Annotated in this window: 25 protein-coding genes; 3 read left to right on the plus strand and 22 right to left on the minus strand. The window is 65.9% G+C overall.

The annotated features are described in order from the left end of the window. Position 1 precedes the first annotated feature (1 nt). The 14 genes from murA to NNX37_RS00440 form a co-directional block, all read right to left on the minus strand. Entirely contained in the window at positions 2-1,267 is a 1,266-nt protein-coding gene (gene murA, locus NNX37_RS00375) for a UDP-N-acetylglucosamine 1-carboxyvinyltransferase (RefSeq protein WP_255789954.1), read from the minus strand. Positions 1,268-1,351: 84 nt separating this feature from the next. Next, on the minus strand, positions 1,352-1,780 hold the full coding sequence (locus NNX37_RS00380) for a DUF2550 domain-containing protein (protein ID WP_255789956.1): 429 nt from the start codon (positions 1,778-1,780) through the stop codon (positions 1,352-1,354). A gap of 9 nt (positions 1,781-1,789) precedes the next feature. Beyond that, positions 1,790-2,083, minus strand: coding sequence for a F0F1 ATP synthase subunit epsilon (locus NNX37_RS00385; RefSeq protein ID WP_255789958.1), 294 nt, complete (start codon positions 2,081-2,083; stop codon positions 1,790-1,792). Between the two features lie 5 nt (positions 2,084-2,088). After that, positions 2,089-3,552 carry a F0F1 ATP synthase subunit beta gene (gene atpD / locus NNX37_RS00390; protein ID WP_255789959.1) on the minus strand — a complete coding sequence of 488 codons (1,464 nt, stop codon included), beginning with the start codon at positions 3,550-3,552 and terminating at the stop codon, positions 2,089-2,091. Positions 3,553-3,629: 77 nt separating this feature from the next. Then, a complete protein-coding gene (locus NNX37_RS00395) occupies positions 3,630-4,523 on the minus strand; it encodes a F0F1 ATP synthase subunit gamma (protein ID WP_255789961.1) in 894 nt (297 codons plus the stop codon). A gap of 99 nt (positions 4,524-4,622) precedes the next feature. Next, positions 4,623-6,260 carry a F0F1 ATP synthase subunit alpha gene (gene atpA, locus NNX37_RS00400; RefSeq protein WP_255789963.1) on the minus strand — a complete coding sequence of 546 codons (1,638 nt, stop codon included), beginning with the start codon at positions 6,258-6,260 and terminating at the stop codon, positions 4,623-4,625. Between the two features lie 100 nt (positions 6,261-6,360). Further along, the gene (locus NNX37_RS00405) at positions 6,361-7,176 is read right to left on the minus strand and encodes a F0F1 ATP synthase subunit delta (protein ID WP_255789965.1); all 816 of its coding nucleotides are present in this window, start codon (positions 7,174-7,176) and stop codon (positions 6,361-6,363) included. Then, on the minus strand, positions 7,176-7,724 hold the full coding sequence (locus NNX37_RS00410; protein WP_146361524.1) for a F0F1 ATP synthase subunit B: 549 nt from the start codon (positions 7,722-7,724) through the stop codon (positions 7,176-7,178). Before NNX37_RS00410 ends, NNX37_RS00405 begins: the two co-directional genes overlap by 1 nt. Positions 7,725-7,767: 43 nt before the next feature. Then, entirely contained in the window at positions 7,768-7,983 is a 216-nt protein-coding gene (atpE, locus tag NNX37_RS00415) for an ATP synthase F0 subunit C (protein ID WP_191807777.1), read from the minus strand. A gap of 73 nt (positions 7,984-8,056) precedes the next feature. Continuing rightward, positions 8,057-8,860 (minus strand): F0F1 ATP synthase subunit A, encoded by an 804-nt coding sequence (gene atpB / locus NNX37_RS00420; RefSeq protein ID WP_255789970.1) that lies wholly within the window; start codon positions 8,858-8,860, stop codon positions 8,057-8,059. An 85-nt stretch (positions 8,861-8,945) separates the two neighbouring features. Continuing rightward, a complete protein-coding gene (locus NNX37_RS00425) occupies positions 8,946-9,221 on the minus strand; it encodes an AtpZ/AtpI family protein (RefSeq protein WP_255789972.1) in 276 nt (91 codons plus the stop codon). Then, on the minus strand, positions 9,214-9,696 hold the full coding sequence (locus NNX37_RS00430; RefSeq protein WP_255789975.1) for a hypothetical protein: 483 nt from the start codon (positions 9,694-9,696) through the stop codon (positions 9,214-9,216). The genes NNX37_RS00425 and NNX37_RS00430 overlap by 8 nt, the downstream gene beginning before the upstream one ends. Positions 9,697-9,819: 123 nt before the next feature. Next, positions 9,820-10,815, minus strand: a complete 996-nt coding sequence (locus NNX37_RS00435) for an MraY family glycosyltransferase (RefSeq protein ID WP_255789977.1) — start codon at positions 10,813-10,815, stop codon at positions 9,820-9,822. Next, a complete protein-coding gene (locus NNX37_RS00440; RefSeq protein ID WP_255789980.1) occupies positions 10,815-12,746 on the minus strand; it encodes a polysaccharide biosynthesis protein in 1,932 nt (643 codons plus the stop codon). The genes NNX37_RS00435 and NNX37_RS00440 overlap by 1 nt, the downstream gene beginning before the upstream one ends. Before the next feature lie 157 nt (positions 12,747-12,903). Here NNX37_RS00440 and NNX37_RS00445 point away from each other — a divergent pair, with 157 nt between their 5' ends. From NNX37_RS00445 to NNX37_RS00455, 3 genes are read left to right on the plus strand one after another with little or no spacing between them, the layout of a single operon-like run. Beyond that, the gene (locus NNX37_RS00445; RefSeq protein ID WP_255789983.1) at positions 12,904-13,803 is read left to right on the plus strand and encodes a glycosyltransferase; all 900 of its coding nucleotides are present in this window, start codon (positions 12,904-12,906) and stop codon (positions 13,801-13,803) included. Between the two features lies 1 nt (position 13,804). Further along, positions 13,805-14,794 carry a glycosyltransferase gene (locus NNX37_RS00450; protein ID WP_255789985.1) on the plus strand — a complete coding sequence of 330 codons (990 nt, stop codon included), beginning with the start codon at positions 13,805-13,807 and terminating at the stop codon, positions 14,792-14,794. Next, entirely contained in the window at positions 14,791-15,771 is a 981-nt protein-coding gene (locus NNX37_RS00455; RefSeq protein ID WP_255789988.1) for an NAD-dependent epimerase/dehydratase family protein, read from the plus strand. The genes NNX37_RS00450 and NNX37_RS00455 overlap by 4 nt, the downstream gene beginning before the upstream one ends. A gap of 7 nt (positions 15,772-15,778) precedes the next feature. Here the strand turns inward: NNX37_RS00455 and NNX37_RS00460 are convergent, their stop codons facing one another. The 8 genes from NNX37_RS00460 to lysA form a co-directional block, all read right to left on the minus strand. Then, on the minus strand, positions 15,779-16,519 hold the full coding sequence (locus NNX37_RS00460) for an L-threonylcarbamoyladenylate synthase (protein WP_255789990.1): 741 nt from the start codon (positions 16,517-16,519) through the stop codon (positions 15,779-15,781). Further along, entirely contained in the window at positions 16,516-17,457 is a 942-nt protein-coding gene (prmC, locus tag NNX37_RS00465; RefSeq protein ID WP_255789996.1) for a peptide chain release factor N(5)-glutamine methyltransferase, read from the minus strand. Before prmC ends, NNX37_RS00460 begins: the two co-directional genes overlap by 4 nt. Continuing rightward, entirely contained in the window at positions 17,417-18,496 is a 1,080-nt protein-coding gene (prfA, locus tag NNX37_RS00470) for a peptide chain release factor 1 (RefSeq protein ID WP_255789998.1), read from the minus strand. The genes prmC and prfA overlap by 41 nt, the downstream gene beginning before the upstream one ends. Before the next feature lie 196 nt (positions 18,497-18,692). Further along, a complete protein-coding gene (gene rho, locus NNX37_RS00475) occupies positions 18,693-20,933 on the minus strand; it encodes a transcription termination factor Rho (RefSeq protein ID WP_255790001.1) in 2,241 nt (746 codons plus the stop codon). A 393-nt stretch (positions 20,934-21,326) separates the two neighbouring features. After that, on the minus strand, positions 21,327-22,301 hold the full coding sequence (thrB, locus tag NNX37_RS00480) for a homoserine kinase (protein ID WP_255790885.1): 975 nt from the start codon (positions 22,299-22,301) through the stop codon (positions 21,327-21,329). Between the two features lie 9 nt (positions 22,302-22,310). Beyond that, positions 22,311-23,438, minus strand: a complete 1,128-nt coding sequence (thrC, locus tag NNX37_RS00485; protein ID WP_255790003.1) for a threonine synthase — start codon at positions 23,436-23,438, stop codon at positions 22,311-22,313. Between the two features lie 3 nt (positions 23,439-23,441). Continuing rightward, complete coding sequence (locus tag NNX37_RS00490) at positions 23,442-24,737, minus strand: homoserine dehydrogenase (protein WP_255790005.1); 1,296 nt, start codon at positions 24,735-24,737, stop codon at positions 23,442-23,444. A 25-nt stretch (positions 24,738-24,762) separates the two neighbouring features. Next, positions 24,763-26,187: a diaminopimelate decarboxylase gene (gene lysA, locus NNX37_RS00495; protein ID WP_255790008.1), complete on the minus strand. Its 1,425-nt coding sequence runs from the start codon at positions 26,185-26,187 to the stop codon at positions 24,763-24,765. Between the last annotated feature and the right edge of the window lie 3 nt (positions 26,188-26,190).

Consider the following 26,190-nt stretch of genomic DNA (forward strand, 5'->3'; position numbering starts at 1 on the left):
TTTATCCGCGGCGGCGCACCACGGCGGCGCCCAGCCCCCGCAGGTTTTCCATGAACCGCTCATAGCCGCGGTCAATATGGTCCACGCCGCGCACTTCCGTGGTTCCGTCCGCTGCCAGGCCGGCAATGACCAGGGCTGCGCCGGCACGGATATCGTTGGCAACCACCGGGGCACCGGACAGGAGCTGAACCCCCTGGATCAGGGCGTGGTGCCCGTCGAGCCGCACCACCGCTCCCAGCCGGGCCAGTTCCGAGGTGAAGCCCCACCGGGCCTCGAAGACATTTTCCGTAACCATTCCCGAGCCAGTCGACACGGCGTTCAGCGCCACCACGAAGGGCTGCAGATCGGTCGGGAACCCGGGATACGGCAGCGTGGATACGTTGATGGGTGCCGGACGGTCCGGCCCCTTGACCGTGAAGCCGTCCTCCCCCGTGATGACTTCGCAGCCCGCCTGGACCAGCTTGTCCAGCACCACGGCCAGGGCCGAGGCATCGGCGTGCCGCACCTCAATCTCCCCGCCGGTGATGGCTGCGGCGAAGGCCCAGGTGCCGGCGACTATCCGGTCCGGCACCACCCGGTGCTCCACCGGATGCAGTTCCCGCACGCCGTCGATCACCAGCGTGTTCGTCCCTACGCCGCTGATTTTCGCACCCATGCCGTTGAGCATCCGGGCAATGTCGGTAATTTCCGGTTCCCGCGCGGCGTTGTCGATGACGGTCCGTCCGCTGGCCAGCGTGGCGGCCATCATCAGGTTTTCCGTGGCGCCCACGGAGGGAAAGTCCAGGATGTGCTCCGCACCGTGCAGTCCTTCAGGCACCGACGCCACCAGGTAGCCGTGGTCGATGCCGATCTCGGCGCCCATGAGCTCCAGCCCGGCACGGTGCATGTCCAGGCCGCGTGAACCGATGGCGTCACCGCCGGGCAGGGCCACCTCCGCACGGCGGCAGCGGGCCACCAGCGGCCCCAGCACGGAGATGGAGGCACGCATGGCCCGGACCAGGTCATAATCCGCCTGGTGGCCCAGCTCCTGCGGGACGTCCACGGCCACGGAGCCGGCATCGACGTCGTAATCAACGGTGCAGCCCAGCCGGCGCAGCAGCTCCGCCATGATCCACACGTCCTGGATGTTCGGCACGTTCGTAATGACCGAGCGGCCCTGTGCCAGCAGGGTTGCCGCCATGAGCTTCAGGACGCTGTTCTTGGCCCCCGGGACTGTGACGGTGCCGCGGAGGGTGGACGGACCGGTAACAACAATGACGTCTTCCATTACTCCATACTAGGCGGACGGGGCACGCTCCCCCGGGCAGCAAAAAAGGCACAGGGAGATTCCCTGTGCCTTTTCAGCGGGCGCCTAGCGCCAGGTGCCGATGCCCACAACGGGACCGGCTTCCACCCATGAGGACAGGCCCGTGTAGGCCTCATACTTCATAGCTACCAGGACTTCGCTGCCCTGGTAGTTGAGCCGGACGACGACGGCGCCCGGCTGGATCCGGGCACGCTCAGCCTCGGTGGGCTCCCGCCAGCCTGCCATTTCCAGTGAACTGCGCAGGAAACGGTACGGCGGGCGGGGGCTCAGCGACACCAGGCGCAGCCATTCCAGATGGGTGTCCGTATAACGGCAAACCCCCATCCGCCATCCCGCAGGGGGAAGGCAGATGGAGGCATCGAAGGTCCCGAGGGCGCGCCGCAGCTGGCTGCGGCGCACCCCGAAGAGCATTACTGCCAGGACAAGCAGCCCGAAGAGGGCCGCCAACGCAATGAACGTATAGGAGCTGTCCATCGGAAGGGGTCAGCGGGTCCCGGCGGTTGCTTCGTTGGTCACCTTGGCATTGTCTGCCACAATGACCACGCGGTTGTTGTCCACGGAGAAGAATCCTCCGTCAACGCTTACCTCAATGCGGGAACCGGACACCGGTTCGATGGCCAGTCCGCCCTCTGCCAGGATGGCCAGCACCGGCGAGTGGCCGGGAAGGATCCCGATCTCGCCGTCGCTGGTGCGGGCCTTGACCATCTTTGCCGCTCCCGACCACACGAAGTGGTCGGCAGCAACAATCTCAACTTCGAGTTCAGCAGTGTCCGCCATGGGGCTCACTTCCCGGTCTGCTCTTGGATCTTCGCCCACTGACGCTCAACGTCATCCATGCCGCCGACGTTGAAGAACGCCTGCTCTGCAATGTGGTCGACGTCGCCGTCGCAGATCATCCGGAAGCCTTCGATGGTGTCCTTGATGGAAACCGTCGAACCCTCAACACCGGTGAACTGCTTGGCGGTGTAGGTGTTCTGCGAGAGGAACTGCTGGATGCGGCGTGCACGCGACACGACGATCTTGTCCTCTTCGCCGAGCTCGTCGATGCCGAGGATGGCGATGATGTCCTGCAGTTCCTTGTTCTTCTGGAGGATCTGCTTGACGCGGATGGCCGTGTCGTAGTGCGCCTGGCCGACGTACTGCGGGTCGAGGATACGCGACGTCGAGGTCAGCGGATCCACGGCCGGGTACAGGCCACGGGATGCGATTTCACGGGAAAGTTCCGTGGTCGCGTCCAAGTGGGCGAACGTGGTGGCCGGGGCCGGGTCGGTGTAGTCATCTGCAGGCACGTAGATGGCCTGCATGGACGTGATCGAGTGGCCCTTGGTGGACGTGATGCGCTCCTGCAGCAGACCCATCTCGTCAGCCAGGTTCGGCTGGTAGCCCACGGCGGACGGCATGCGGCCGAGAAGGGTGGAAACCTCGGAGCCTGCCTGCGTGAAGCGGAAGATGTTGTCGATGAAGAGCAGCACGTCCTGGTTCTGCACATCGCGGAAGTATTCCGCCATGGTCAGAGCCGACAGTGCCACGCGCAGACGCGTTCCCGGCGGCTCATCCATCTGGCCGAATACAAGGGCGGTGTCCTTCAGGACGTTCGCCTCTTCCATTTCGACCCAGAGGTCGTTGCCTTCACGGGTACGCTCGCCGACGCCGGCGAATACCGAGGTACCGCCGAAGTTGCGGGCAACACGGGTGATCATTTCCTGGATCAGCACGGTCTTGCCGACACCGGCACCGCCGAACAGGCCGATCTTGCCGCCCTTGATGTACGGGGTGAGAAGGTCGATCACCTTGATGCCGGTTTCCAGCATCTCGGTGGAGCCTTCAAGGTCCGCAAAGTTCGGGGCCGAACGGTGGATCGGCCAGCGCTCGGTGATCTCCAGCTTGTCTTCGGTAACGTCGAGGGGCTCGCCCAGGACGTTGAAGATGTGGCCCTTGACGCCGTCGCCTACCGGGACGGAGATGGGGGCACCCGTGTCAACCACGGCGGCACCGCGGACCAGGCCGTCGGTGGCCTGCAGGGAGATGGCACGGACGAGGTTGTCACCCAGGTGCTGGGAGGTCTCGAACGTGATGGTGCGGGTCTGGCCGTCGAGCGTCAGCTCGGTGGTCAGGGCGTTGTAGATGGTGGGGATTGCGTCAGCCGGGAATTCGACGTCGACAACCGGGCCGATGACACGGGCGATACGGCCGGTGGCACCCGAGGCTACGGATTTAGATCCGTGCTCGACAGTTTGGGCAGTCATCTCTCTCACTTCACTCAGTTAGATGGCGTGTGGACTAAGTTTTTTATGCGTTGGAACTTATCTTCGACTGCAGCAGGTCAGGAGGCGCTGAGCGCGTCCGCACCGGCTACGATCTCGGAAAGTTCCTGGGTGATTTCGGCCTGACGGGCGTTATTCCGAAGTCGCGTGTACTTCTTGATCAGGTCCGAGGCGTTGTCCCCTGCGGCCTTCATGGCGCGCTGGCGGGCTGCAAGCTCGGAAGCGGCTGCCTGGAGCATGGCTGCGAAGATGCGCGACTCAATGTAGCGCGGCAGCAGTGCATCCAGGACCTTTTCGGGCTCGGGCTCGTATTCGTAGAGAGGCAGGAACTCAGCGCTGGACTGCGCTTCTTCCTCCACTACTTCCAGCGGCAGCAGTCGGATGACCGCAGGTTCCTGAACAACCATGGACTTGAAGCGCGTGTAGACGATGTGGATTTCGTCCACGCCGCCGTCTTCGTAGGCCGTGTTGAAGTCATCGAGGAGTGCCTTGCCGATTTCACGGGCTGTTTCGAACTCGGGTGCATCGGTACCGCCGGTCCAGACCCGTTCCACGGAACGGTCGCGGAATTCGTAGTACGCCTGCCCCTTGCGTCCAACAAGGTAGGTCTTAACTTCCTTGCCCTCGTCACGGAGCAATTCATTGAGTGCTTCGCCCTGCTTGAGGACACCGGCGGAGTAGGATCCGGCAAGACCGCGGTCGGAGGTCATGATGACCACGGCTGCGCGCCGGATCTGCTCCGGTTCGGTGGTCAGCGGATGATCGATCTCCGACTGGGATGCCACAGCAGAAACGGCACGGGTGATCGCATTGGAGTAAGGCAGTGACGCAGCCACACGGGTGCGCGCCTTTCCGATGCGAGAGGCAGCAATCAGCTCCATCGCCTTGAAGATCTTCTGCATCGACGTGGTCGACGCGATCTTCTGGCGGTAGACCCGAATTTGGGCTCCCATACTCTTCCTTTCAGTTCCTAGCGGTGAAGCTAGGGGCTAAGGCAATGGCCGAGGGTTCCGCTGCCGGGCACACGGCCCGGCAGCGGAACTCTTCAACCGCTAGCGCTTCTGCTTGACGATCTTTTCCTGGTCTACGGCTTCCTCATCCAAGGCAGAGGTGGCTTCGTTGCCGGCGGCGACCATGCGGTCGTCACCTTCGCCGAAGAAACCCTGCTTGAAGTTGGTGATGAGGTTCTTCATCTCATCAACCGTGGAATCCTCGAGCTTGTTCGTCTCGGCCAGGACGGTCATGACGGACGAGGAGTGGCGTACGTGCTGCAGGAACTCGGTCTCGAAGCGGCGGACGTCCTCAACGGGAACGTCATCGAGGTAACCGTTGGTTCCCATCCAGATGGAGACAACCTGGTCTTCCACCGGGTACGGCGCGTACTGGCCCTGCTTGAGCAGTTCCATCAGGCGTGCACCGCGGGTCAGCTGCTGGCGGGAAGCGGCGTCCAGGTCCGAGGCGAACATGGCGAATGCCTGCATGTCGCGGTACTGGGCCAGTTCCAGCTTCAACGTACCGGAGACCTTCTTCATGGCCTTCTGCTGTGCGGCACCACCGACGCGCGACACGGAAATACCGACGTCGACGGCGGGGCGCTGGTTGGCGTTGAAGAGGTCCGACTGCAGGAAGATCTGGCCGTCGGTGATGGAGATGACGTTTGTCGGGATGTAGGCCGAGACGTCATTTGCCTTGGTTTCGATGATCGGCAGGCCGGTCATCGAGCCGGCACCGAGCTCGTCGGAGAGCTTGGCGCAACGCTCCAGCAGGCGGGAGTGCAAGTAGAAGACGTCGCCCGGGTAGGCTTCGCGTCCCGGCGGGCGGCGCAGCAGCAGCGACACGGCGCGGTAGGCTTCAGCCTGCTTCGACAGATCATCAAAGATGATGAGGACGTGCTTGCCGCCGTACATCCAGTGCTGGCCGATGGCCGAGCCGGCGTACGGTGCCAGGTACTTGAAGCCGGCGGGGTCGGATGCCGGGGAGGCCACGATGGTGGTGTACTCCATGGCGCCCTTTTCTTCCAGGGTGCGCTTGATTTCAGCGATCGTGGAAGCCTTCTGGCCGATGGCAACGTAGATGCAGCGAACCTGCTTCTGCACGTCGCCCGAGTCCCAGTTGGCCTTCTGGTTCAGGATGGTGTCTACGGCAATGGCGGTCTTACCCGTCTTGCGGTCACCAATGATCAGCTGGCGCTGGCCGCGGCCGATCGGAATCATGGCGTCGATTGCCTTGAGACCGGTCTGAAGCGGTTCGTGGACCGACTTGCGCATCGTCACGCCCGGCGCCTGGAGTTCCAGTGCACGGCGCGCCTCAGCGGCGATCGGGCCCATGTCATCCATGGGCTCGCCCAGCGGGTCGACTACGCGGCCCAGGAAGGCGTCGCCTACGGGTACGGACAGGACTTCACCGGTGCGGTGTACTTCCTGGCCTTCTTCGATACCGGCGAAATCGCCAAGTACAACGACACCGATTTCACGGGTGTCAAGGTTCTGGGCGAGGCCCAGCGTGCCGTCCTCAAACCGAAGCAGCTCATTCGCCATAACGGAGGGCAGGCCCTCCACACGGGCAATGCCGTCGCTGGCGGTTGTTACGCGGCCAACTTCAACGCGCTCTGCGTTTCCGGGTTCGTAGGACGCCGCGAATTCATTCAACGCATTACGGACGTCGTCGGCGTTGATGGTCAATTCGGCCATCTGCAGTCCCTGCTCTCCTATGTTGTGATCATCGCTTAATTCCCGATGACCGTGATTGGTTCTCAAATGTTCTGAAGGCCGTTTAGGGCCGTCAAGGTGACTAGACAGCGAGCTTTCGGCGAAGTTCAGTCAGGCGCGTCGTAACGGTGGAATCAACTACTTCATCCCCCACTGTGACACGAATTCCGCCGAGAATCGCCGGGTCCACATTGACGTTGATCTTCAGCTCGCGGCCATACAGTCCGTTGAGAGAGGACTGCAGACGCTTTTGCTGTTCCTGCGTCAGCGGACGGCTGGACTGCACTTCTGCAATCCACCGCTGCTGGCGGCCGGCTACCAGTTCCGCGAAGCGCGCAACCAGTGCTGCCGGACGCAGCCCGCGCGGGGCGGTTACCGCCTGCGTCACCAACACCTTGGCTTCGGCTCCCATACCGGGCACGATTTTCTGTGCCAGTGTGGCCTTGGCCGAGGCGGATGCCTGCGGTTCCTGCAGCGCGCGCTGCACCTCGTGATTGGCTGCAACGGCCTGGTTGAAACGGAACAAATCGTTTTCCAGGGCTTCAAGGCCGGCCAGGCCGGGACCCTTGTTTTCCGCGACAGCGGAAACAACCGTTGCGCCCAGGGTTTCCAGGGCATCGCCGAGGTCGCGCGCAGTGCGCCACCGGGACTCCACCAGAGAAGCAACCAGCTGCTCGGCATCGGTCGAAACCTTGCCGCCGACCAGCTTGGAGACCAGGGCTGCCTTGGCAGAGGCTTCACGAGCCGGATCCGTCAGGGCACGCAGCAGGCCAGCATCGCTGTCCAGCAGGCCCAGAATTCCAAAGAGTTCCTCGGCCAGGGTCAGGGTTGCGCCGGGAAGCATGGCTTCCAGCTTCTCCTGCGCTGCGGCCAGTGACTCGCTCGATATACCTGCCATTACTTAACCGCACCTGCGTTCTGGGTTTCCAGGTCGGCAAGGAAGCGGTCAACCACACGGGCGGCACGCGCATCGTCTGCGAGGGACTCGCCGACGACCTTGCTGGCCAGCTCGGTGGCAAGGGTGCCTACTTCGCTGCGGAGGGAAACGACAGCTGCCTGGCGTTCCGCTTCGATGGCGACGTGGGACTGTTCCATGATGCGGGCGGATTCCGCGCCGGCCTTTGCCTTCAGGTCAGCGAGGATCTGGGCGCCTTCGGCGCGTGCTTCCTCGCGGATCCGGTTAGCCTCGGTACGGGCGTCGATCAGCTGCTGCTTGTATTCATCCAGGGCCGCGCTGGCCTCAGCCTGTGCGGCTTCGGCCTTCTTGAGTCCGCCTTCGATGGCCTCGGTACGCTCTGCATACGTCTTCTCGAACATCGGGACGACAAACTTGACGACGATGTACATCAGCACGGCGAAGCCAAGCAGTGTTACGAGGATCTCCCAGATGTTTGGGACCAGGGGATTCGCGCCTTCTTCGGCGGCGAGGATTAGTGCCTCGTTCATTTCAATCCGTCCTATCTACTTGGTTGGAAAATACGCGCTGACGTTAGAGAACGAACGCGAAAACCAGACCAAGGATAGCCAGTGCTTCAGTCAGGGCCAGGCCCAGGAAGGCGATGGGCTGCAGGACGCGCTGGGCTTCCGGCTGGCGGGCAACGCCGTTGATGTAGGCCGCGAAGACCAGGCCAACGCCGATGGCGCCGCCGATGGCGGACAGACCGTAGCCGACGAGGTTGATGTTGCCGTTGATTTCACCAATCATTATGGCTTTGTTCCTTTCAAGATGCCCGGAGGCAGGTTGTATGGTTCAGGGGGTTCCCCGGGAGAGGGGAGGTTTAGTGTTCCTCGGCCAGGGAGCCTTGGATGTAGATCGCAGTCAGCAGGGTAAAGACGTAGGCCTGCAGGCACTGGATCAAAACTTCGAACAGGAACATGGCGACGCCGCCTGCCAGGGTCAGCAGACCCAGCGGCTTCAGCAGTCCCTCAGCCTCGAGCAGCAGGAACGAGGTTCCGGCGCCCGCCAGCATGATGATCAGGTGGCCCGAGAGCATGGTTGCGAAGAGTCGCAGGCTGTGCGTCACCGGGCGGACCAGGAAGGTGGAGATGATTTCGATCAGCACCACGAGCGGCAGGATCGCCTTCGGCACACCGGACGGAACCACGGCGAACTTGAAGTAAGCCAGTCCGTGCTTCTTGATGCCGAGGATGATCCAGGTGAAGTACACAATCGCGGCCAGGGCGTAGGCGGTACCGACGTGCGACGTCGTCGGCAGCTGTGCCAGCGGAATGCTGCCCCACAGGTTGTTGATCAGGATGAAGAAGAACAGCGAGAACAGCAGCGGAGTGAACGCCCTGAAGTCCTTTTCGCCGATAATGTCGCGGCCGATCGAGTTGCGGACGAGGTTGTAGCTGAACTCGCCCAGGAACTGCATCCGGCCCGGGACCAACTGGCCCTTACGGGCAGCGGCTATGAAAAACCATCCGATAATGGCAACGGAGAGAAGGATAAGCAGCATCTGCTTTCCAAATCCTTCACCACTCTCGGCGCCCCAGGGAAGGATCTCAGGGAGGTGCATGTCTTCGAGGGTGGGTGGAACGAATCCCTCGTCATTGGAGGCGGGAAGCGCAAGCGCGATCAACGCGTTTCCTCTCTGCTGTGTCCATCGTTGGGCATATCATTGGCGGGCACGCATGATGTGCGCCCGTTAATTCGGTTTTGTGAAATCAATTCGATTTATCCGTATCCGGCTGTTTTCCGCCCGTTGCGGGTCGGTCTGCACCCGAGGTGCGCCTGTGTGCGAAGGCGACATAGTAGCCGCAGACCGCACCCAGGACGATACCGGCCGGTAAAATCCAGCGAGTTCCCAGGAGACTATCCAGGCTCCACCCTATCAAACCCAGGGCGATGATTCCCGCAAGCAGATACTGCACGGTTGCGCGGCGGCCGGCGGCGAGAGGCTGGAAGGCCGCTGGTCCTGATACGGGCTGATTCTTAGGCATCTGCGCCTCCTTCACGGGCGGTGTCGGTTCCGTCGCTGTAGATCAGGTGGCGGCTTCGGGAAAAGGCGCGGATCTCGGCAACCTGCCAGAGGACCACTGCGCCTACGGCCGTCAGCGCAAACCATTCCCGGTGCAGCCAAACAGGAGTTCCGATGCCGAAAAGAATGACGGCGAACCCGACAACTTTAATGGCATAGGTAACCATGAACATTCCGATTGCCCCGGAGGGGTTGCTGCGTCCGACGACGTGGCCGACCAAAAGGCTGATGCCGAAGAATGCGGCAATAAGGAACCAGCCTGAAAGGGAACTCACAGCGGCACTTATGCCGGCCGTGAAGGCGGCCACAGCCGCTGCGAGGACCGCTGCACCGCCGGTGACGGCGAGGGCTGTCCCGAGGATCCCCAGCCACGGGGCCTTCGTTGGCCCGGAAGGGGTCAGGTACCCGCGGGGGCGGGAACCGTCTGCGGATCTCATGGCGTGGCGGTCTTCCTTGCTGGGTCTTCTGTAGCCGGGGGCTTTGTGACGCCGCGGGCTACCGCGACCCTTGAATTCTACAGTACATAGAAGACGCCTCCTGCTAGGGTGCGCAGGCCCCGGCTAGGCAACCGTACGGCGGGCAAACATCCGCGGCGAAGCGAGGTAGAAAGCCAGTACCGCAACGGCGAAGAGGACCCCGGCACCCGTTGCGCCCGCGCCGGCACCGGCGGTCAGCAGGCCGGTCACTCCCACGGCAAGAGTGCAGCCGGTGACGACCAGGGAAACCTGCACGTGGCTCAGGCCGGCGTCGGTCAGCCGCTGGTAAACGTGCTGCCGGTGAGCGGTGTACCAGCGCTCCCCCCGCCGCACGCGGCGCAGCAGAGTGGAGAAGGTATCAGCCAGATAGATCAGGATCGGGAACAACAGGTATTCCACGTAGACGCCTGCCAGGAAGGCTGCCACGGCAATACCCGCAAGGGAGGAACCCAGCAGGTAACTACCCACGTCCCCCAGGAAGACCTGGCCGCGGCCGAGGTTCCAGGGCAGGAAGGCAGCGAACGCCGCAGCAACCACTGCTCCCGTCACGGTCAGCCAGACATGGTCCGACAGCACGCCGCTGACGGAATACAGGGCTCCCACCACCAGCCCGTGCAGGCCGGAGATTCCGTTGATGCCGTCCATGAAGTTGGCGACGTTGATATAGGCGGCTACGGCGAGGCCGCCCACGGGGACCCACCACCAGCTCTGCTCCATGGTCCAGGCCAGGCCTGCCGTTCCGGCCAGGCCGATGGCCAGCTGGGTGGCGGCCCGGGTGCGGACGGAGACGCCCCTGAAGTCCTCGATCCAGCCCAGCAGCGAGGCTGCGCCGATGATGGCGATCAGGATGGCGAGCACGGACCGGTCGACGGCAACGAGGCCGGTCAGCAGTGCCAGCAGGAGACCCGCCAGCACCCCGGCGGCAGTAGTGACGCCCACCCCGCGGATGACCGCCTTGGTGTGGGAGGACCGCTCATTGGGGATGTCCAGGACACCCATCCGGCGCAGCAGCGGAATAAACAGGAACGGCAGCAGCAGGCTGACCAGGAAGGCAGCCCCAACGCAGAGCGCCAGCAGCATCAGCCGGTCCGCCGCTCGCTGTAGGGTTCCCGCGGTCCGTCCGCGCCGTCGCCCGGGGTGCCGGGGCTGCGGGCGCCCGGAAGGCGCACGATCTCGCCGGCATCCGTTGCGGCCCCGTCCGTCGGAACGCTGCCGGGCTCGATGCCGCAGCGGCGCAGCCAGTCGGCAAGATCCAGGTCATCCGGGTCCAGGACGGCAACGGCTGCATGGGAGATCTTCGGATGAAGCGGACGCGAGTCCTCTTCGCCGGTGCCGACGAGGATCTCGTGAAGCTTCTCGCCCTGGCGCAGTCCGGTGAAGACAATCTCGATATCCTTGCCGGACATCGCGATCATGCGGCGGGCGACGTCGAGGATCTTCACCGGCTCGCCCATGTCCAGGATCATCACCTCTCCCCCGCGTCCGATCGCGCCGGCCTGGATCACCAGCTGGCAGGCCTCGGGGATGGTCATAAAGAAGCGGGTGACCTCGGGGTCCGTCACGGTGACGGGCCCGCCCTGCCTGATCTGCTCGCTGAAGAGCGGAAGCATCGAACCCCGGCTGCCGATCACGTTGCCGAACCGCACCGAGACGTACTGCTCGCCGGTGGCACGCGCCATCCAAGCGGTCAGCTTCTCTGCGACGCGTTTGGAATGGCCGAGGACGGTGGTCGGGTTGGCTGCCTTGTCCGTGGAGATATTCACGAAGTGGCGTACGTTCGCCTTGCGGGCCGCGGCCAGCACGTTCGCGGTGCCGATGATGTTGGTCTTCCACGCTTCCTGCGGGTACTGCTCCAGCAGGGAAACATGCTTCAGCGCCGCAGCGTGGAAAACGACGTCGGGGCGGCGTTCCCGGAAGATGCGCTCCAGCGCCTCGGGATCGCGGATGTCGGCCAGCACGGTGTCCGGGCCGTCCAGCAGGCCGCGGCCGGTGATCGAAAGCTGGGTGAGCTGCAGGCCGGTCTCGTCCCGGTCCAGCATGATCAGCTCGCCGGGGTTGAAGGCGGTGATCTGCCGACACAGCTCGGAGCCGATGGAGCCGCCGGCACCGGTGACCAGCACCTTCCTGCCGGAAAGGTAACCGGCCACCTCGTCGACGTGGATGTCCACGGGGCGGCGCCCGATGAGGTCTTCAACCGCTACGTCGCGGAAGTCGCCCAGGCCGGCGCCGTCGCCCTTGGAAAGCATGTCCTTGAGCGGCGGCAGCACCAGCACGCGCAGGTCCAGGCCTTCGGCCAGATCGGAGACCTCGCGTACCTGCTTCGCTTCGACGTCGGCAATGGCCACGATCAGCACGGTGGCACGGGTGCGGTGCACCAGGTCGGGGAGGTCTGCGAGCTTGCCGAGGACCGGAACGGTGGCGAGCCTCAGGTGCTTCTTCGCCGGGTCGTCGTCGACCAGGCCCACGGGGTAGTACGGGGACTCCGGGTCCTTCATCATCCGGGCCACCAGGGACCCGCCGAGGAAGCCGGCCCCGTACACGAGGGTGCGCTGGGCTTCCTCTCCCGGGCGCGCCTTGCTCTCCACGTACATCCGTTTGAGGTACCGGATGGCCGCCATGAACAGGCACGCGAAGGGGAAGGCGATCATGCCGGTGCTGCGCGGAATGTCGATCACGAGGCCGAAGAGTGCGCTGGCAAGGACCAGGATGGCGGAAACAATGAGCGTCACCACGGCCAGCAGGCGCATTTCGTGGAAACTGCCGAAGCTGTAGCGGCCGCGGTAGAGGGCAAACGAATAGCCGACGATCAGCTGCGTCAGGACGGCCACGGCACAGAAGACAGCAAGTCCGCCGGGGTTGATCTGCTCAACGGTGAGTTCGTAGCGGAGCACCAGCGCAAGGCAGATGGACACGATCCAGGCCAGGGAGTCCAGCATGTACTGCGACCAGAGCCACAGGACGGGCTTTTCCTCCCGGGGAAGGTGACGGTTGTCCGTAGGTTTTTGCCTCATGGTCCTCAACGGGTAGGTACCCGGCTCTCTTCTCGGTAGTGCGAAGAACAGGTGGAAGAATCCGGTGTAATAGACTGGAATCTATTCAGCATACTAACTGCACACCCACTCCGGTTTCGGTTTTGGCCGATCCCCCGGGTTGCCCGAAAGGACCATCTTGCCGGACACCGTGGCCGTAGCAGCAGTAACCTTCGACCGTCCCGACGACGTCAAGACGCTCCTGGAGGCACTGGCCGCGCAGAGCGGCAACATCACGTCCGTGGCGCTCGTGGACTCGGGCAAGAGCCCTGTGTCGGATATCGCTGAAAACTCATCGGCACCGGTGAGCTACATTCGCTCCAACACCAATCTCGGCGGCGCCGGCGGATTCTCGCTGGCGATTCTCTCCGCCATGGCCTCAGGCGCCGAGTGGATCTGGATCATGGACGACGACGCCCATCCCGAAGATCCCGACTGTGTTGCCACCCTGCTGGCTGCGGCAAAGGAACGCGGGCTCGACGTCGTCCTGCCGCTGGTGGTGGCCCCCGGCGCGCCGGACACCCTGTCCTTCCACTTCCGCCTTGACGGGAAGCTGACCCATGACCGGGCCGAGGTTGCCGCCCGCGGCTTCCTGCCGAACGTGGGGCACTTCTTCAACGGTGCCCTGATCCGCGCGGACGTTTTTTACCGCGTAGGGCTGCCGGACCTGAGGCTGTTCATCCGCGGCGACGAAACTGATTTCATGATCCGGCTGCGCCGCGCAGGCATCGAGTTCGGCACCGTCACCACCGTCGCCCTGACGCACCCGGCTGCCTGGGCCGAAGTGCAGCCCGTCCTCGGCGACCGGATGCACGTCCTGGTTCCCGAGACACCGTTCAAGCAGTTCTACTTCTACCGCAACCGCGGCTTCCTCACCCGCCGCTACGGACGGGTGAAGTCCTTTGTGGCCGACGCCGTCGGATACCCCGTGCACTTCGCCCGGACCCGGGATCCCCGGGGATTCGCGAACTGGTTGCGCGCATACGCGGCCGGCATGGGCGGCCGCCGCTTCGGGCCGCCGTCGGACTTCGGGTTCTAGCGTGGCTGCCGCTTCGCCCCCGGACCAGCTGACGATCGTCATCACCACCTTCAACCGCTCCGGCTACCTCGCCGGACTCCTGAAGAGCGTGGCGGCCCTCGACCCGGCCCCGGCTGCGGTGATCGCGGTGGACAACGCCAGCACCGATGCGACGCCGCAGGTCCTGGAAGCAGCCCGTGCAGGGTTCCCCGTTCCGCTGACCGTCCTGCGGCTGGAAACCAACACCGGCGGGGCCGGCGGATTCGCCGCCGGTGTCCAGGCCGCCCTGGACTCCGGTGCGCAGTGGCTGTGGCTGATGGACGACGACGTCGAGGTTATCCCGGATGCCGTGGCGGCGCTGCGCAAGTGGACCGGCAGCTATGACTGCATCCACGGCCGGCGCTTCGACGAAACCGGTGCACCGTTTTTCTGGCAGCACCGTTTCGTCCCCTTCCTGGGCGTACACCTGCCCGTGCGGGGCAACGTTTTCCGCGACTCCCCCGTCTTCGAGACCAATGTGGGCTGCTTTGAGGGGATGCTGATCAGTGCCGCGCAGGTGCGCAGGATCGGCCTGCCGGATGCGCGTTACTTCATCAACGGGGACGACCTGATGTACGGCTGGCTGGCGTCCCTGGACCGGCCGGTGGCCTACGTCAACGATTTTGTCCTCCGCAAGGTCCGTGCGCAGAAGCAGATTGACCTCGGCATCCGGCACCTCAACGATTCCAGCGACCTCGGCCGCTTCACCTCCATGCGCAACCGGGGCCATACCGCCCGGTACCTTCAGGCCCACGGAAAGTATCACCGCTACGGATTCGCCCTGGGGACCTTCCTCACCGCGGGGAAGGAGCTGCTGCGGCTGATCGCCGTGGAACATAAGCTCAGCGGTGCCGCCCGCCTCTGGGCCGGCTGGCGCGGCGCCCGGCGCATCCTCCGCGATCCGGCCTGGTCCCCGATGCCCCCGCTGGCGTCCGGCGAACCGGAACCCTCCACCCGAAAGCAGCAGGTTTGAGCACTCCTTCCGCCCCGCGTTCCTCCGTTCCCTCCCCCGGCCCGGCCCCTGTCTGGGTAGTCCTGGGCGCCTCCGGGTTCATCGGCTCAGCGGTGCGCTCCGCCCTTGCGGAGCGCGGCGTGAGCGTCCGTTCCGTTTCCGCACCCCGGCTGCGCGCCGAGGGCACCAGCCCCGCTGCGCTGCTTGCCGAGGCCGCGGCGCTGGATACGGAACGCAGCCTGCTGGTGAACGCCTTCGCCGGTGCGGACGTAGTGGTCAATGCTGCCGGGCTGGCGACGCCGGGAGCAACGGACTCACCCGAACTCCGGGGCGCCAACTCCCTGCTGCCCGCGCTGGCTGCCGACGCGGCCGATGCCGCAGGCGTCCGCCGCTTCGTGCACCTGAGCAGCGCGGCCGTGCAGGGGCACCGGCCCTTCCTGGACGAAAGCACCCATGTTGAACCGTTTTCGGCCTACTCCCGTTCCAAGGCCCTCGGCGAACAGGTCCTCTCCGCCCGGGCCGGGGGATCCTGCAGCGTAGCCACGGTCCGGGCCACGTCGGTCCAGGGGCCGGGCAGGGCGACGACGGCGAAACTGGCCCGGCTCGCGGCCTCGCCGCTGGCCTCGGTGGCCGGTCCCGGAACCGCGCCCAGTCCGGTCAGCTCGGTTCATTCGCTGGTCGATTTTGTCCTGCGGGTCGGCTTCCACCGCGGCCCCGTGCCTGCCGTAGTCCTGCAGCCGTGGGAGCAGGCATCGGTGTCCGCCGTGCTGGAAGCCGCCGGCGGCCGGCGCCCGGCGCACCTGCCCGCCTGGTTCTGCCGCGCGGCGCTGCGCTGCGGCTACATGCTCTCTTCCATGGCCGGAGAGCGGCTGCACGGGGCACTGCGCCGGGTGGAGATGATGTGGTTCGGGCAGCGCCAGGAGCCCGGGTGGGCCGAGTCCACCGGCAATGTTCCCGAACCCCGCGTCCGGGAAGTCCTCGAAGCTTCCCGGAACTGACCGGCCCTTACTCTTTAGCCAGGCTCGGGTTCTTAGCCAGGGTCGGCGCGGTGCCGCCGGCTGTTTCGGCGGGGGTTGCGGCCGGCTCTTCGCCCAGGTCCAGGATCCCCGGCACCACTTCGCGCAGGGCGGCAATGCTGACGGCACCGCTGCGCACCACGCGCATCTGTTCGCCGGTGGCATCCACAATCGTGGAGGGCACTCCGTCGCTGCCGGCCACCGGACGGTGCCCGGCCTCCAGATAGACCTCCACTGATTCGCCCAGCTGTTCGCGGGCCTGGGCTGCGCTCTGCCCGGCGGGGAATCCCGTCCGGTTGGCCGAGGAGACGGCCAGCGGTCCGGTGACCGCCAGCAGGTCCAGGGCGACGTCGTCGTCGGGCATCCGCAGTGCAACGGTTCCCAGTGTGTCGCCCAGATCCCAGGTCAGGGACGGCTGGGCATGGAAGATCAGGGTCAGTCCGCCCGGCCAGAAAGCACGTGCCAGAGCGCGCGCATCCTCGGAAATGTCCATGGCCAGCCCGTCCATGGTCTGCAGGCGCGGGATCAGCACGGGCGGAGGCATGCTCCGGCCGCGTCCCTTCGCAGCGAGGAGGGTCGCCACTCCCTGCGGCGAGAACGCGTCGGCGCCGATCCCGTACACGGTGTCGGTGGGAAGGACCACGCAGCTCTTCGCGGCTATCGCCCGCTGGGCCGCCGCCAGGCCTTCGCCGAGTTCCTCGGGGTTGCTGCAGTCAAAACTGGTGCTCACGTCTTCATTCTTTCATTAGGAGAAGCCTCCGGCGCGGGCCGTCGGACCGCCGAAGTGGCGCGGGGGCGGTCATTGAGGTCCCGGTGGGATTCTACGTCGGTCCACGCGGGATCGGCGGCAAGCAGCCGGGCGATGGCCGGAGCCTGCACTTCGGCGTGCTCCATCACGAAGTAACCGCCGGCAACCAGCAGGCGGGCAGCGGTGCGGGCGGCGGCCAGGGGCAGTTCCAGGCCGTCCGCTCCCCCGCCGTACAGGGCCATGGCCGGATCGTGCTCGGCGGCTTCGGGTTCGTTCGGCACCGCCTCTGCAGGGATGTACGGCGGATTGGACACCACCACGTCAAAGCTGGCGTTGTGGTCCGCCAGTGCGGTCCGCAGATCCGCCAGGACCAGACGGACACCCAGCGGAGCAAGGTTCCGTTCCGCCCAGGCGAACGCGAGGGGGCTGAGCTCCACGGCATGCACCTCGGCGTCGGGCACCTCCGAGGCGACCGCGGCCGCAATGGCGCCGGAGCCCGTCCCCAGGTCCGCGACCTTTGCCGGACCCGCGCGGCGGGCGGCATCAATCGCCAGCTGCGCCACCGTTTCGGTCTCCGGCCGGGGCACAAACACCCCGGGGCCGACGGCCAGTTCCAGGTACCGGAAATGTGCCTTTCCCGTCAGGTGCTGCAGCGGCACCCGGGCGGCCCGCTCGGACACCAGTGTGCTGAACCCCTCGGGTGCCGGCACGTCGGTGAACGCCAGCGCCCGGACCCGTCCGGGGGTCTCCCCCAGCAGATGCGCTGCCAGCAGCTCGGCATCCACCCGCGGAGAAGGCACGCCGGCGGCGGCGAGTTCCGCCGCCGCCTGTTTCAGCGCTTCGGCCAGGGTGGTGCCGGTGCCGGAACCGGTGGGGCTGCTAGCTTTCGTCACCGATGGCGTCCAGCCGTGCCTGCTCATCCATTTCGATGGCGGCCTGCACTACTGCCTCGAGCTCGCCGTTCAGGACGGTGTCCAGGTTGTAGGCCTTGTAGCCGGTGCGGTGGTCCACAATCCGGTTTTCCGGGTAGTTGTAGGTCCGGATCCGCTCGGAACGGTCCATGGTGCGGATCTGCGACTTGCGGATGTCGGAGTTCGCGGCGTCGATCTTCTCCTGCTCGTGGGCGAGGATGCGGGAACGCAGCACACGCATGGCCGCTTCCCGGTTCTGCAGCTGCGACTTTTCGTTCTGCATGGCCACCACAATGCCGGTGGGCAGGTGGGTGATGCGTACGGCCGAGTCGGTGGTGTTGACGGACTGTCCGCCGGGACCGGAGGAACGGTAGACGTCGATCTTCAGGTCGTTCTGGCTGATCGCGACCTCTTCCGGCTCGTCCACTTCGGGCAGCACCAGGACGCCGGCAGCCGAGGTGTGGATACGGCCCTGGGACTCGGTGACGGGAACACGCTGCACGCGGTGCACGCCGCCTTCGTACTTCAGGCGGGCGTAGACGCCTTCGGCCGGATCGTTGGAGTTGCCCTTGATGGCCATGGAAACATCCTTGTAGCCGCCCAGGTCGGATTCCGTGGCGGAGATGATTTCCGTACGCCAGCCGCGGTGCTCGGCATAGCGGGTGTACATGCGCAGCAGGTCCCCGGCGAACAGGGCTGCTTCGTCGCCGCCTTCGCCGCCCTTGACCTCGATGATGACGTCACGGCCGTCATTGGGGTCGCGCGGGATCAGCAGGCGGCGCAGCTTCTCCTGCGCATCCTCCAGCTGCTCCTTGAGCACGGGCACCTCTGCGGCGAATTCCGGATCCTCGTCGGCCATTTCGGCAGCGGCGGCAAGGTCATCCTCGAGTCCGTGCCAGCGGTTGTAGGCGTCCACAATCCGGCTGAGTTCGGCGTAGCGCCGTCCCAGCCGCCGGGCCAGGCCCTGGTCCGCGTGCACTGCCGGGTCGGACAGGCGCAGCTGAAGTTCAGCGTGCTCATCCAACAGGCCCTGAATGGACTCAAACATGTTCTAGATTCCTCTTTCGGCTGTGTTTCCCACAAGGCGGGATTTCCCGTCGAGCCGGGGTTCGGCGTAAGGCTGTGTTTCCCACAAGGCAGTTTATCGGTTTGTGCGCCCGCCGGTTCCCAGGCGTTAACGCACGAGCCGCCCAGGCGCCCACCCGCTGGTTCGCGGGAGGGAGCATGAGCGGCTCGTAGGGCAGCTAGTTGTCCTTGGTGCCCAGGGTGGTCTGCTGGACCTGCATCAGGAACTCGACGTTGGACTGCGTCTCCCGGATCTTGCCGGTGAGCAGTTCCAGCGCCTGCTGGGTGTCCAGGCCGGACAGGACCCGGCGCAGCTTCCACATGATTTTGACTTCATCCGGGGAGAGCAGGTTCTCTTCGCGGCGGGTGCCCGACGCGTTGACATCCACGGCCGGGAAGATGCGCTTGTCCGCCAGGTTGCGGGACAGGCGCAGTTCCATGTTGCCGGTGCCCTTGAATTCCTCGAAGATGACCTCGTCCATCTTGGATCCGGTCTCCACCAGGGCCGTGGCCAGGATGGTCAGCGAGCCGCCGTTTTCGATGTTGCGGGCAGCACCGAAGAAACGCTTGGGCGGGTACAGCGCCGAGGAGTCGACACCGCCGGAGAGGATACGGCCCGACGCCGGAGCGGCCAGGTTGTAGGCACGGCCCAGACGGGTCATGGAGTCAAGCAGCACCACGACGTCGTTGCCCATTTCCACCAGGCGCTTGGCGCGCTCGATGGCGAGCTCGGCAACCGTGGTGTGGTCATCAGCGGGGCGGTCGAAGGTGGAGGCAATAACCTCACCCTTGACCGTGCGCTGCATGTCCGTGACTTCCTCGGGACGTTCGTCCACGAGGACCATCATGAGGTGGACCTCGGGGTTGTTGATGGTGATGGCGTTGGCAATCGCCTGCAGGATCAGCGTCTTACCGGCCTTCGGCGGGGAGACGATCAGGCCGCGCTGGCCCTTGCCGATCGGAGCCACGAGGTCAATGACACGCGGGCCGATCACCTTTGCGGAGGTCTCCAGGCGCAGGCGCTCGGAGGGGTACAGCGGAACCAGCTTGGAGAACTCCACGCGGTCCTTGTTGTCCTCGGCCGGCTTGCCGTTGACGGAGGTCAGACGGACCAGTGCGTTGAATTTCTGGCGCTGGTTTCCGCCCTGGTTTTCACCTTCGCGGGGGGCGCGGATGGCGCCGACGACGGCGTCGCCCTTGCGCAGGTTGTACTTCTTCACCTGGGCGAGGGAAACGTAGACATCGTTCGGGCCCGGCAGGTAGCCGGAGGTCCGGACGAAGGCGTAGTTCTCCAGGACGTCGAGGATGCCGGCTACGGGCAGCAGGACGTCGTCGTCAGTGACCTCGACGTCGTCGACCTCGGGGTTCTGGCTGCGGTTGCGGCGGCGCTCGTTGCGGTCGCGGAAACGGTCGTTCCGGTCGCCGCGCTCATTGCGCTCGTTGCGGTTCCGGTTGCGGCGGTTGCGCCCGCGTCCGTTCTCGTCATTGTCGTCGCGGTTGTTGTCGCGGTCCCGGTTGTTGTCCCGGTCGCGGCTGCCGCCGTTGTCACGGTTGTTGTCGCGGTCCCGGTTGTTCTCGCGGCTGCCGCCGTTGTCACGGTTGTTGTCGCGGTCCCGGTTGTTGTCCCGGTCGCGGCTGCCGCCGTTGTCACGGTTGTTGTCGCGGTCCCGGTTGTTCTCGCGGTTTCCGCCGTTGTCGCGGTCCGAGCGGCTGCGGCGTTCACGGCGTTCGCCGCGCTCGTCGTCGCCCTGAGAGGTCCGGTTCTCGGAACCGTTGCCTGCGGCGGCGGTGTTCGAAGCACCGTTGTTCGAAGCGGCTTCTTCTGCAGGGGCCTCGGCGGGAGCGGCGGGGGCCGTGCCGTTGCTGGACTCGCTGGAGTCGCTGCGGCGGTTGCGGCTGCGGCGGTTGCCGCGCTCGCGCTGGCCCTCTTCGCGTCCGTTGTCTTCGCGTGCCTCGCGGTTCCGGGCCGGAGCCTCAGTGGTTTCCGCGGCGGGAGCGGCAGCGGGTGCCTCGGCTTCGGCTGCGGCAGCCGGAGCGGAAGTGACGACGCCGTCACTGGCCGCACGGCGGTTGCGGTTGCGGGTACGCGTGGGGCGGGTCGGCTCGGCGGACTGCTCCTCCGGAGCGGCAGCTGCCTTCTCCGGTGCGGACGCACCCTTGGCTGCGTCGTCGCCGGCCTCGCCGCGGGAACCGCGGACGGGGCGGTCGGCTACTGCGCCGCCGCGCTGGTGATTGGAAATTGCCGTCACCAGGTCCTGCTTACGCATACGGGATCCCCCGGTGATGCCGAGCTGGCCGGCAAGCGCCTGGAGCTGCGCGAGCTTAAGGCCTGCAAGGCCTGCGCTCTTGGATGTGTTCTCGCCGGTTGAACCGGCGGATGCCGAATCCACGCCTGCAGTCAGGCTAGTGGTATCTGTCACGAAGGATCCTTCCCCCTCGTCGGGCGGTCCGGCGCAATGCCGGCCGCGGTGATTGGCCCTGGCCCCAAAGATCAGACATTAGGTCAGGGTTCGCTTGGCTACCGGTCCGATGACCGGAGAAAGGCGAATCTGCTGGGTGCCTTGTTAAGAAGAATCTCCGCAGAGTCTGGTCAGCTTCGCTGCCGAACATGCGTTATTCAAGCCGGACACGCCGCTTCTTGGCGGTTCCTTGAAGGCTGCACCGAAGACTGTGCCTCCGCGGGTGGGCGATTGAATCAACGAAGATCACCGCAAGACGGGTGTAGTCACACCTGACGGCGGCAAAGTGTTTTCAACGAAAGCCCGGGGCGGCCCAAAATGGACGGCTACCTGCGGGAGCACAAAACGGGAAAATTACCGCTGGTGCCCTTCCACTCTAGCACCATCTCGCTCCACGCCAAGCCGCAGAACACGCCAGTTTTCGGCTGATCCCGCCACCTGCAGCTGTTCGGTCATGGCCTGTTCCGCGTCCCGTGCGGCATCCTCGCCGTCGGCAAGGCACAGCACGGTGGGACCGGCACCGGAAATCACGGCAGCGAAGCCGTCCGACCGCAGCGACTGCAGCAGCCGTGCACTGGGCAGCATCGCGGGGGCACGGAAATCCTGATGCAGCGCATCCCGGGTTCCCTCAAGCAACAGGGACGGATCCGCGGTCAAAGCATGGATCAGCAGCGCGGCACGTCCCGCATTGGCTGCGGCGGTCCGGTGCGCCACGGTGGCGGGCAGCAGGCCGCGGGCACTCTCGGTGGACAGCTCGACGTCGGGTATCGCGACGACGGGGACCACGCTTGGGTGCACGGCAGCCCGTACCGACCGGAACACGCCGTCGGTCTCCCAGGAGATGGCAAGGTCGCCGGCAAGGGCGGGTGCCACGTTGTCCGGGTGTCCTTCAAGAGCCGAGCAGCTGTGCAGCAGACCGGCGGCATCGAGCCGTGCTTCGGCCGGCAGCAGGGAATTTGCCGCTAGCACGCCCGAGACAATGGCAGAGGCCGAGGAACCCAGACCGCGGCCGTGCGGAATGGCATTCTCAGCGCTCAGGTGCAGGCCCTGGATGCCGTACCCCGCGTTGTTCAGGGTCCGGAGCAGGGTCCGGACCACCAGGTGCGAGGAATCCAGCGGAACGCTTCCCGCGCCCTCCCCCGCCACTTCGACGAAGATGCCCTCGTTCTCGGAGGTACGCACCCGGACCGTGTCATACAGCGTGACGGCGAGGCCGAGGGAGTCGAAGCCCGGGCCGAGGTTGGCACTTGTTGCGGGCACGGACACAGTCACGTCCTGGCCCGGCGCCAGGGTCCGGGGAGCGGTGCGCGGGCCGCCGGCCACCTGCATAACCATGCCCTACTTGCCGGATCCGGCTGACGGTGCCGCTTCCAGGCCCAGCGCTGCCGCCACGCTGACAACGTCGAAGTCCACCTTGGTGGGTTCGACGTCGGAGCCGTCGGCCGTGCGCAGTGCCCACTGCGGGTCCTTGAGGCCGTGGCCGGTGACGGTGATGACGATGGTTTTGCCGGCCGGCACTTCCCCGGCAGCATGCTTCTTGAGCAGCCCGGCCACACCGGCGGCGGAGGCCGGTTCCACAAAGACGCCTTCGCGGGCGGAGAGCCAGCGGTGCGCGTCGAGGATTTCCGTGTCCGTGACGGCTTCGATCAGGCCGCCGGATTCATCGCGGGCGGCAATCGCCTGGTCCCAGGAGGCAGGGTTGCCGATGCGGATGGCCGTGGCAATGGTGTCCGGATCGGTGACCGGGTGTCCCTTCACCAGCGGCGAGGCGCCTTCTGCCTGGAAGCCCCACATATGCGGGGTCTTCGTGGCTACGGGCGCCAGTTCCTCGCCGGCCACGTTGGTCCAGGGCTTCGCGTATTCGGAGTAGCCCTTCCAGTACGCGGTGATGTTTCCGGCGTTGCCGACGGGCAGCACGTGGTAGTCGGGGGCGTCGCCGAGGTAGTCCACCACTTCGAAGGACGCCGTCTTCTGGCCTTCGATGCGTGCGGGGTTCACCGAGTTCACGAGGAACACCGGGTACGCCTCGGCAAGCTTGCGGGCCACTTCCAGGCAGTTGTCGAAGTTGCCGCGCACCTGGAGCAGCTGCGCCCCGTGGGCAATGGCCTGGCTGAGCTTGCCCATGGAGATCTTGCCGTCCGGCACGAGCACCGCACAGGTGATGCCCGCCTGCGTGGCGTAGGCGGCGGCCGAAGCGCTGGTGTTGCCGGTGGACGCGCAGACCACTGCCTTGGCGCCGGATTCGACGGCGGCGGTCATGGCCATGGTCATCCCGCGGTCCTTGAAGGAGCCGGTGGGGTTCATGCCTTCGACCTTGAGGTAAACCTCGGAGCCGGTCAGCTCGGACAGCGCCTTGGCCCGGACCAGCGGCGTGCCGCCCTCACCAAGGGTAATGACCTCGGTGCTGTCGGTGACCGGAAGACGGTCGGCGTATTCGCGGATAACGCCGCGCCATTGGTGAGCCACGGCTCAGACTCCTTCTACCCGCATAACGGATTTGACGTTCTTGATGACGTCCAGGCCCTTGATGGCCTCGACGGTTGCCGCGAGGGCGGCTTCGGGGGCACGGTGCGTAACGAAGCGCAGTTCGGCACTGCTGCCTTCACCGTGGATGGTCTGGCGCATGGTTTCGATGGAGACGCCGTGTTCGGCGAACACGCGGGCGACGGCCGCCAGGACACCGGGCTGGTCCGCAACGTCCAGGCCGATCGAGTAGCTGGTGGTGACCTTCTCCAGCGGCAGCGCGGGCAGGGAGCCGCTGGGCCGGCCGGCGGGAACGGGTCCGCCGAGCACAAGCCGCCGGGCAGCGGTCACAACGTCGCCCATAACGGCCGAGGCCGTGGGAGCCCCGCCGGCGCCCTGGCCGTAGAACATCAGTTCGCCTGCATTTTCGGCCTCGACGAACACTGCGTTGAAGGCTCCATGCACGGCGGCCAGCGGATGCCGGCGCGGCAGCAGGGTGGGATGCACGCGGACGCTGACGCCTTCGCTTCCGTCGGTGTCCGGGGACTTTTCGGCAATGGCCAGCAGCTTGATGACGAAGCCTGCCTCCTGGGCGGCTTTGATGTCCTCGGCGGTGACGGAGCTGATGCCCTCGCAGGACACGGCCGAGAGGTCGAAGCCGGTGTGGAACGCCAGGGAAGCGAGGATGGCGCCCTTGGCCGCGGCGTCGTGCCCTTCGACGTCGGCGGTGGGATCCGCTTCCGCGTAGCCGAGGCGCTGGGCCTCGGCGAGGGCGTCGGCGAACTGGGCGCCGGTGGAGTCCATGGCGTCGAGGATGTAGTTGGTGGTGCCGTTGACGATGCCCATGACCTTGGTGATCCGGTCTCCGGCGAGGCTGTCCCGGATGGGGCGCAGGATCGGGATCGCCCCGGCCACGGCCGCTTCATAGGAGAGCTGGACGCCCGCGGCGTCAGCCTTTTCGTACAGGGCAGCACCGTCCGCGGCGAGCAGGGCCTTGTTGCCGGTGACGACGGCGGCTCCCGAGCCCAGGGCGTGCAGGATCAGGGTGCGGGCCGGCTCCAGGCCGCCCATCAGCTCAATCACTATGTCCGCGTCCGCCACGAGGGCCTCCGCATCCGTGGTGAACAGTTCCGCCGGCAGGTCCACGTCGCGGGGGGCGTCAACGTTGCGCACCGCGATGCCGGACAGCTCCAGCCGCGCGCCGAGGCGGGCGGTGAGGTCCGCGGCGTCGTCAACGAGGATCCGGGCTACCTGCGAACCCACGTTTCCGCACCCCAGCAGGGCTACTTTCAGGGTCTTCATATGTTGTGCCAACTCCTTGCAGAGGTTAGGAAACGTCGCGTGCCAACAGGTCGTCTTCGGTCTCGCCGCGCACAATCAGCCGCGCGGCGCCGTCCCGCACGGCCACTACGGGCGGGCGGGTCAGGTAGTTGTAGTTGCTGGACAGGACCCAGCAGTACGCACCGGTTCCCGGAACGGCCAGCAGGTCCGAAGCAGTGACGTCACCGGGCAGGTAGGCGTCACGGACCACTATGTCGCCGCTTTCGCAGTGTTTGCCAACCACCCGCGAAATAACCGCGTCATCTTCGGACGTCCTCGAGGCCAGCACCGCGGAGTAGTCCGCGCCGTAAAGCACGGGGCGGGCGTTGTCACTCATTCCGCCGTCGACGCTGACATACCGCCGCGGGGAGGTGCCGCCGTCGGGCGTATCCACCCGCACGGTCTTGGTGGTGCCGGCGCGGTAGAGGGTGAAGGTGCTCGGACCCGCGATGGCCCGTCCCGGTTCAATGGAGATCCGCGGCACGGCCAGGCCCAGTTCGCTGCAGGTGCTGCCGACGACGGCGGCCATTGCGTTCGCGATCTCGGCGGCCGGGCGCGGCGCGTCGGCCTCGGTGTAGGCAATGCCGTAGCCGCCGCCGAGGTCCAGTTCGGCCAGTTCCACACCGTACCCCTGCTTCACCTCGGCCAGGAAGCCGAGCAGCCGCCGGGCGGCGAGCTCAAAGCCGGCCGATTCGAAGATCTGCGAACCGATGTGGCAGTGCACGCCCACCAGGTTCACGCCGTCGTGCTTGAGTGCCGTCTCCACCGCTGCCATGGCCGGGGACATGCCGTCCAGGTCCGGGTCCGCAACCATGGAGAGGCCGAACTTCTGGTCCTCATGGGCGGTGGCAATGAACTCGTGGGTGGAGGCGTGCACGCCCGGGGTCAGACGGAGCATCACGTTGGCGCGCTCACCGCGGGAGGCGGCCAGGTCCCCCAGCATTTCCAGCTCGCCGAGGCTGTCCACCACAATCCGGCCCAGCTCCATGTCGAGGGCGCGGGTCAGTTCGGCTCGGGACTTGTTGTTGCCGTGCAGGCCGAGCTGGCTTCCGTGCAGTCCGGCGCGCCGGGCCACCGCCAGTTCCCCGCCGGAGCAGGTGTCCAGGCGCAGCCCCTCGGAGGACACCCAGCGTGCCACTTCGGTGCAGAGGAAGGACTTTCCGGCGTAGTAGACGTCCGCTCCGCCGCACAGGCCGGCGAATGCGGCGTCAAAGGAGTCCTTGAAGTCGCGGGCACGGGCCCGGAAGTCGGTTTCGGACATCACGAACACGGGGGTGCCGAATTCCTCGGCGATCCGGGACACGGGGATGCCGGAGATTTCCAGCTCTCCGCCGGCGCCGCGCGCCACATCCTGCGCCCACAGCTGCGGGCGCAGGGCGTTGGTGTCCTCGGGGTGGCTCAGCCACTGCGGAGCCAGGGGTGAAGCAGTCATGAA

Source organism: Arthrobacter zhaoxinii (assembly GCF_024385505.1).
In the GTDB taxonomy this organism is placed as follows: Bacteria; Actinomycetota; Actinomycetes; order Actinomycetales; family Micrococcaceae; genus Arthrobacter_B; species Arthrobacter_B zhaoxinii.

Bases quoted from the DNA above. Each gene is read 5' to 3' on its own strand.
- murA (WP_255789954.1), bottom strand. From the start codon at position 1,267: ATGGAAGACGTCATTGTTGTTACCGGTCCGTCCACCCTCCGCGGCACC.
- NNX37_RS00380 (WP_255789956.1), bottom strand. From the start codon at position 1,780: ATGGACAGCTCCTATACGTTCATTGCGTTGGCGGCCCTCTTCGGGCTG.
- NNX37_RS00385 (WP_255789958.1), bottom strand. From the start codon at position 2,083: ATGGCGGACACTGCTGAACTCGAAGTTGAGATTGTTGCTGCCGACCAC.
- atpD (WP_255789959.1), bottom strand. From the start codon at position 3,552: ATGACTGCCCAAACTGTCGAGCACGGATCTAAATCCGTAGCCTCGGGT.
- NNX37_RS00395 (WP_255789961.1), bottom strand. From the start codon at position 4,523: ATGGGAGCCCAAATTCGGGTCTACCGCCAGAAGATCGCGTCGACCACG.
- atpA (WP_255789963.1), bottom strand. From the start codon at position 6,260: ATGGCCGAATTGACCATCAACGCCGACGACGTCCGTAATGCGTTGAAT.
- NNX37_RS00405 (WP_255789965.1), bottom strand. From the start codon at position 7,176: ATGGCAGGTATATCGAGCGAGTCACTGGCCGCAGCGCAGGAGAAGCTG.
- NNX37_RS00410 (WP_146361524.1), bottom strand. From the start codon at position 7,724: ATGAACGAGGCACTAATCCTCGCCGCCGAAGAAGGCGCGAATCCCCTG.
- atpE (WP_191807777.1), bottom strand. From the start codon at position 7,983: ATGATTGGTGAAATCAACGGCAACATCAACCTCGTCGGCTACGGTCTG.
- NNX37_RS00425 (WP_255789972.1), bottom strand. From the start codon at position 9,221: ATGCCTAAGAATCAGCCCGTATCAGGACCAGCGGCCTTCCAGCCTCTC.
- NNX37_RS00430 (WP_255789975.1), bottom strand. From the start codon at position 9,696: ATGAGATCCGCAGACGGTTCCCGCCCCCGCGGGTACCTGACCCCTTCC.
- NNX37_RS00435 (WP_255789977.1), bottom strand. From the start codon at position 10,815: ATGCTGCTGGCGCTCTGCGTTGGGGCTGCCTTCCTGGTCAGCCTGCTG.
- NNX37_RS00440 (WP_255789980.1), bottom strand. From the start codon at position 12,746: ATGAGGCAAAAACCTACGGACAACCGTCACCTTCCCCGGGAGGAAAAG.
- prmC (WP_255789996.1), bottom strand. From the start codon at position 17,457: ATGAGCAGGCACGGCTGGACGCCATCGGTGACGAAAGCTAGCAGCCCC.
- prfA (WP_255789998.1), bottom strand. From the start codon at position 18,496: ATGTTTGAGTCCATTCAGGGCCTGTTGGATGAGCACGCTGAACTTCAG.
- thrB (WP_255790885.1), bottom strand. From the start codon at position 22,301: ATGCAGGTGGCCGGCGGCCCGCGCACCGCTCCCCGGACCCTGGCGCCG.
- NNX37_RS00490 (WP_255790005.1), bottom strand. From the start codon at position 24,737: ATGAAGACCCTGAAAGTAGCCCTGCTGGGGTGCGGAAACGTGGGTTCG.
- lysA (WP_255790008.1), bottom strand. From the start codon at position 26,187: ATGACTGCTTCACCCCTGGCTCCGCAGTGGCTGAGCCACCCCGAGGAC.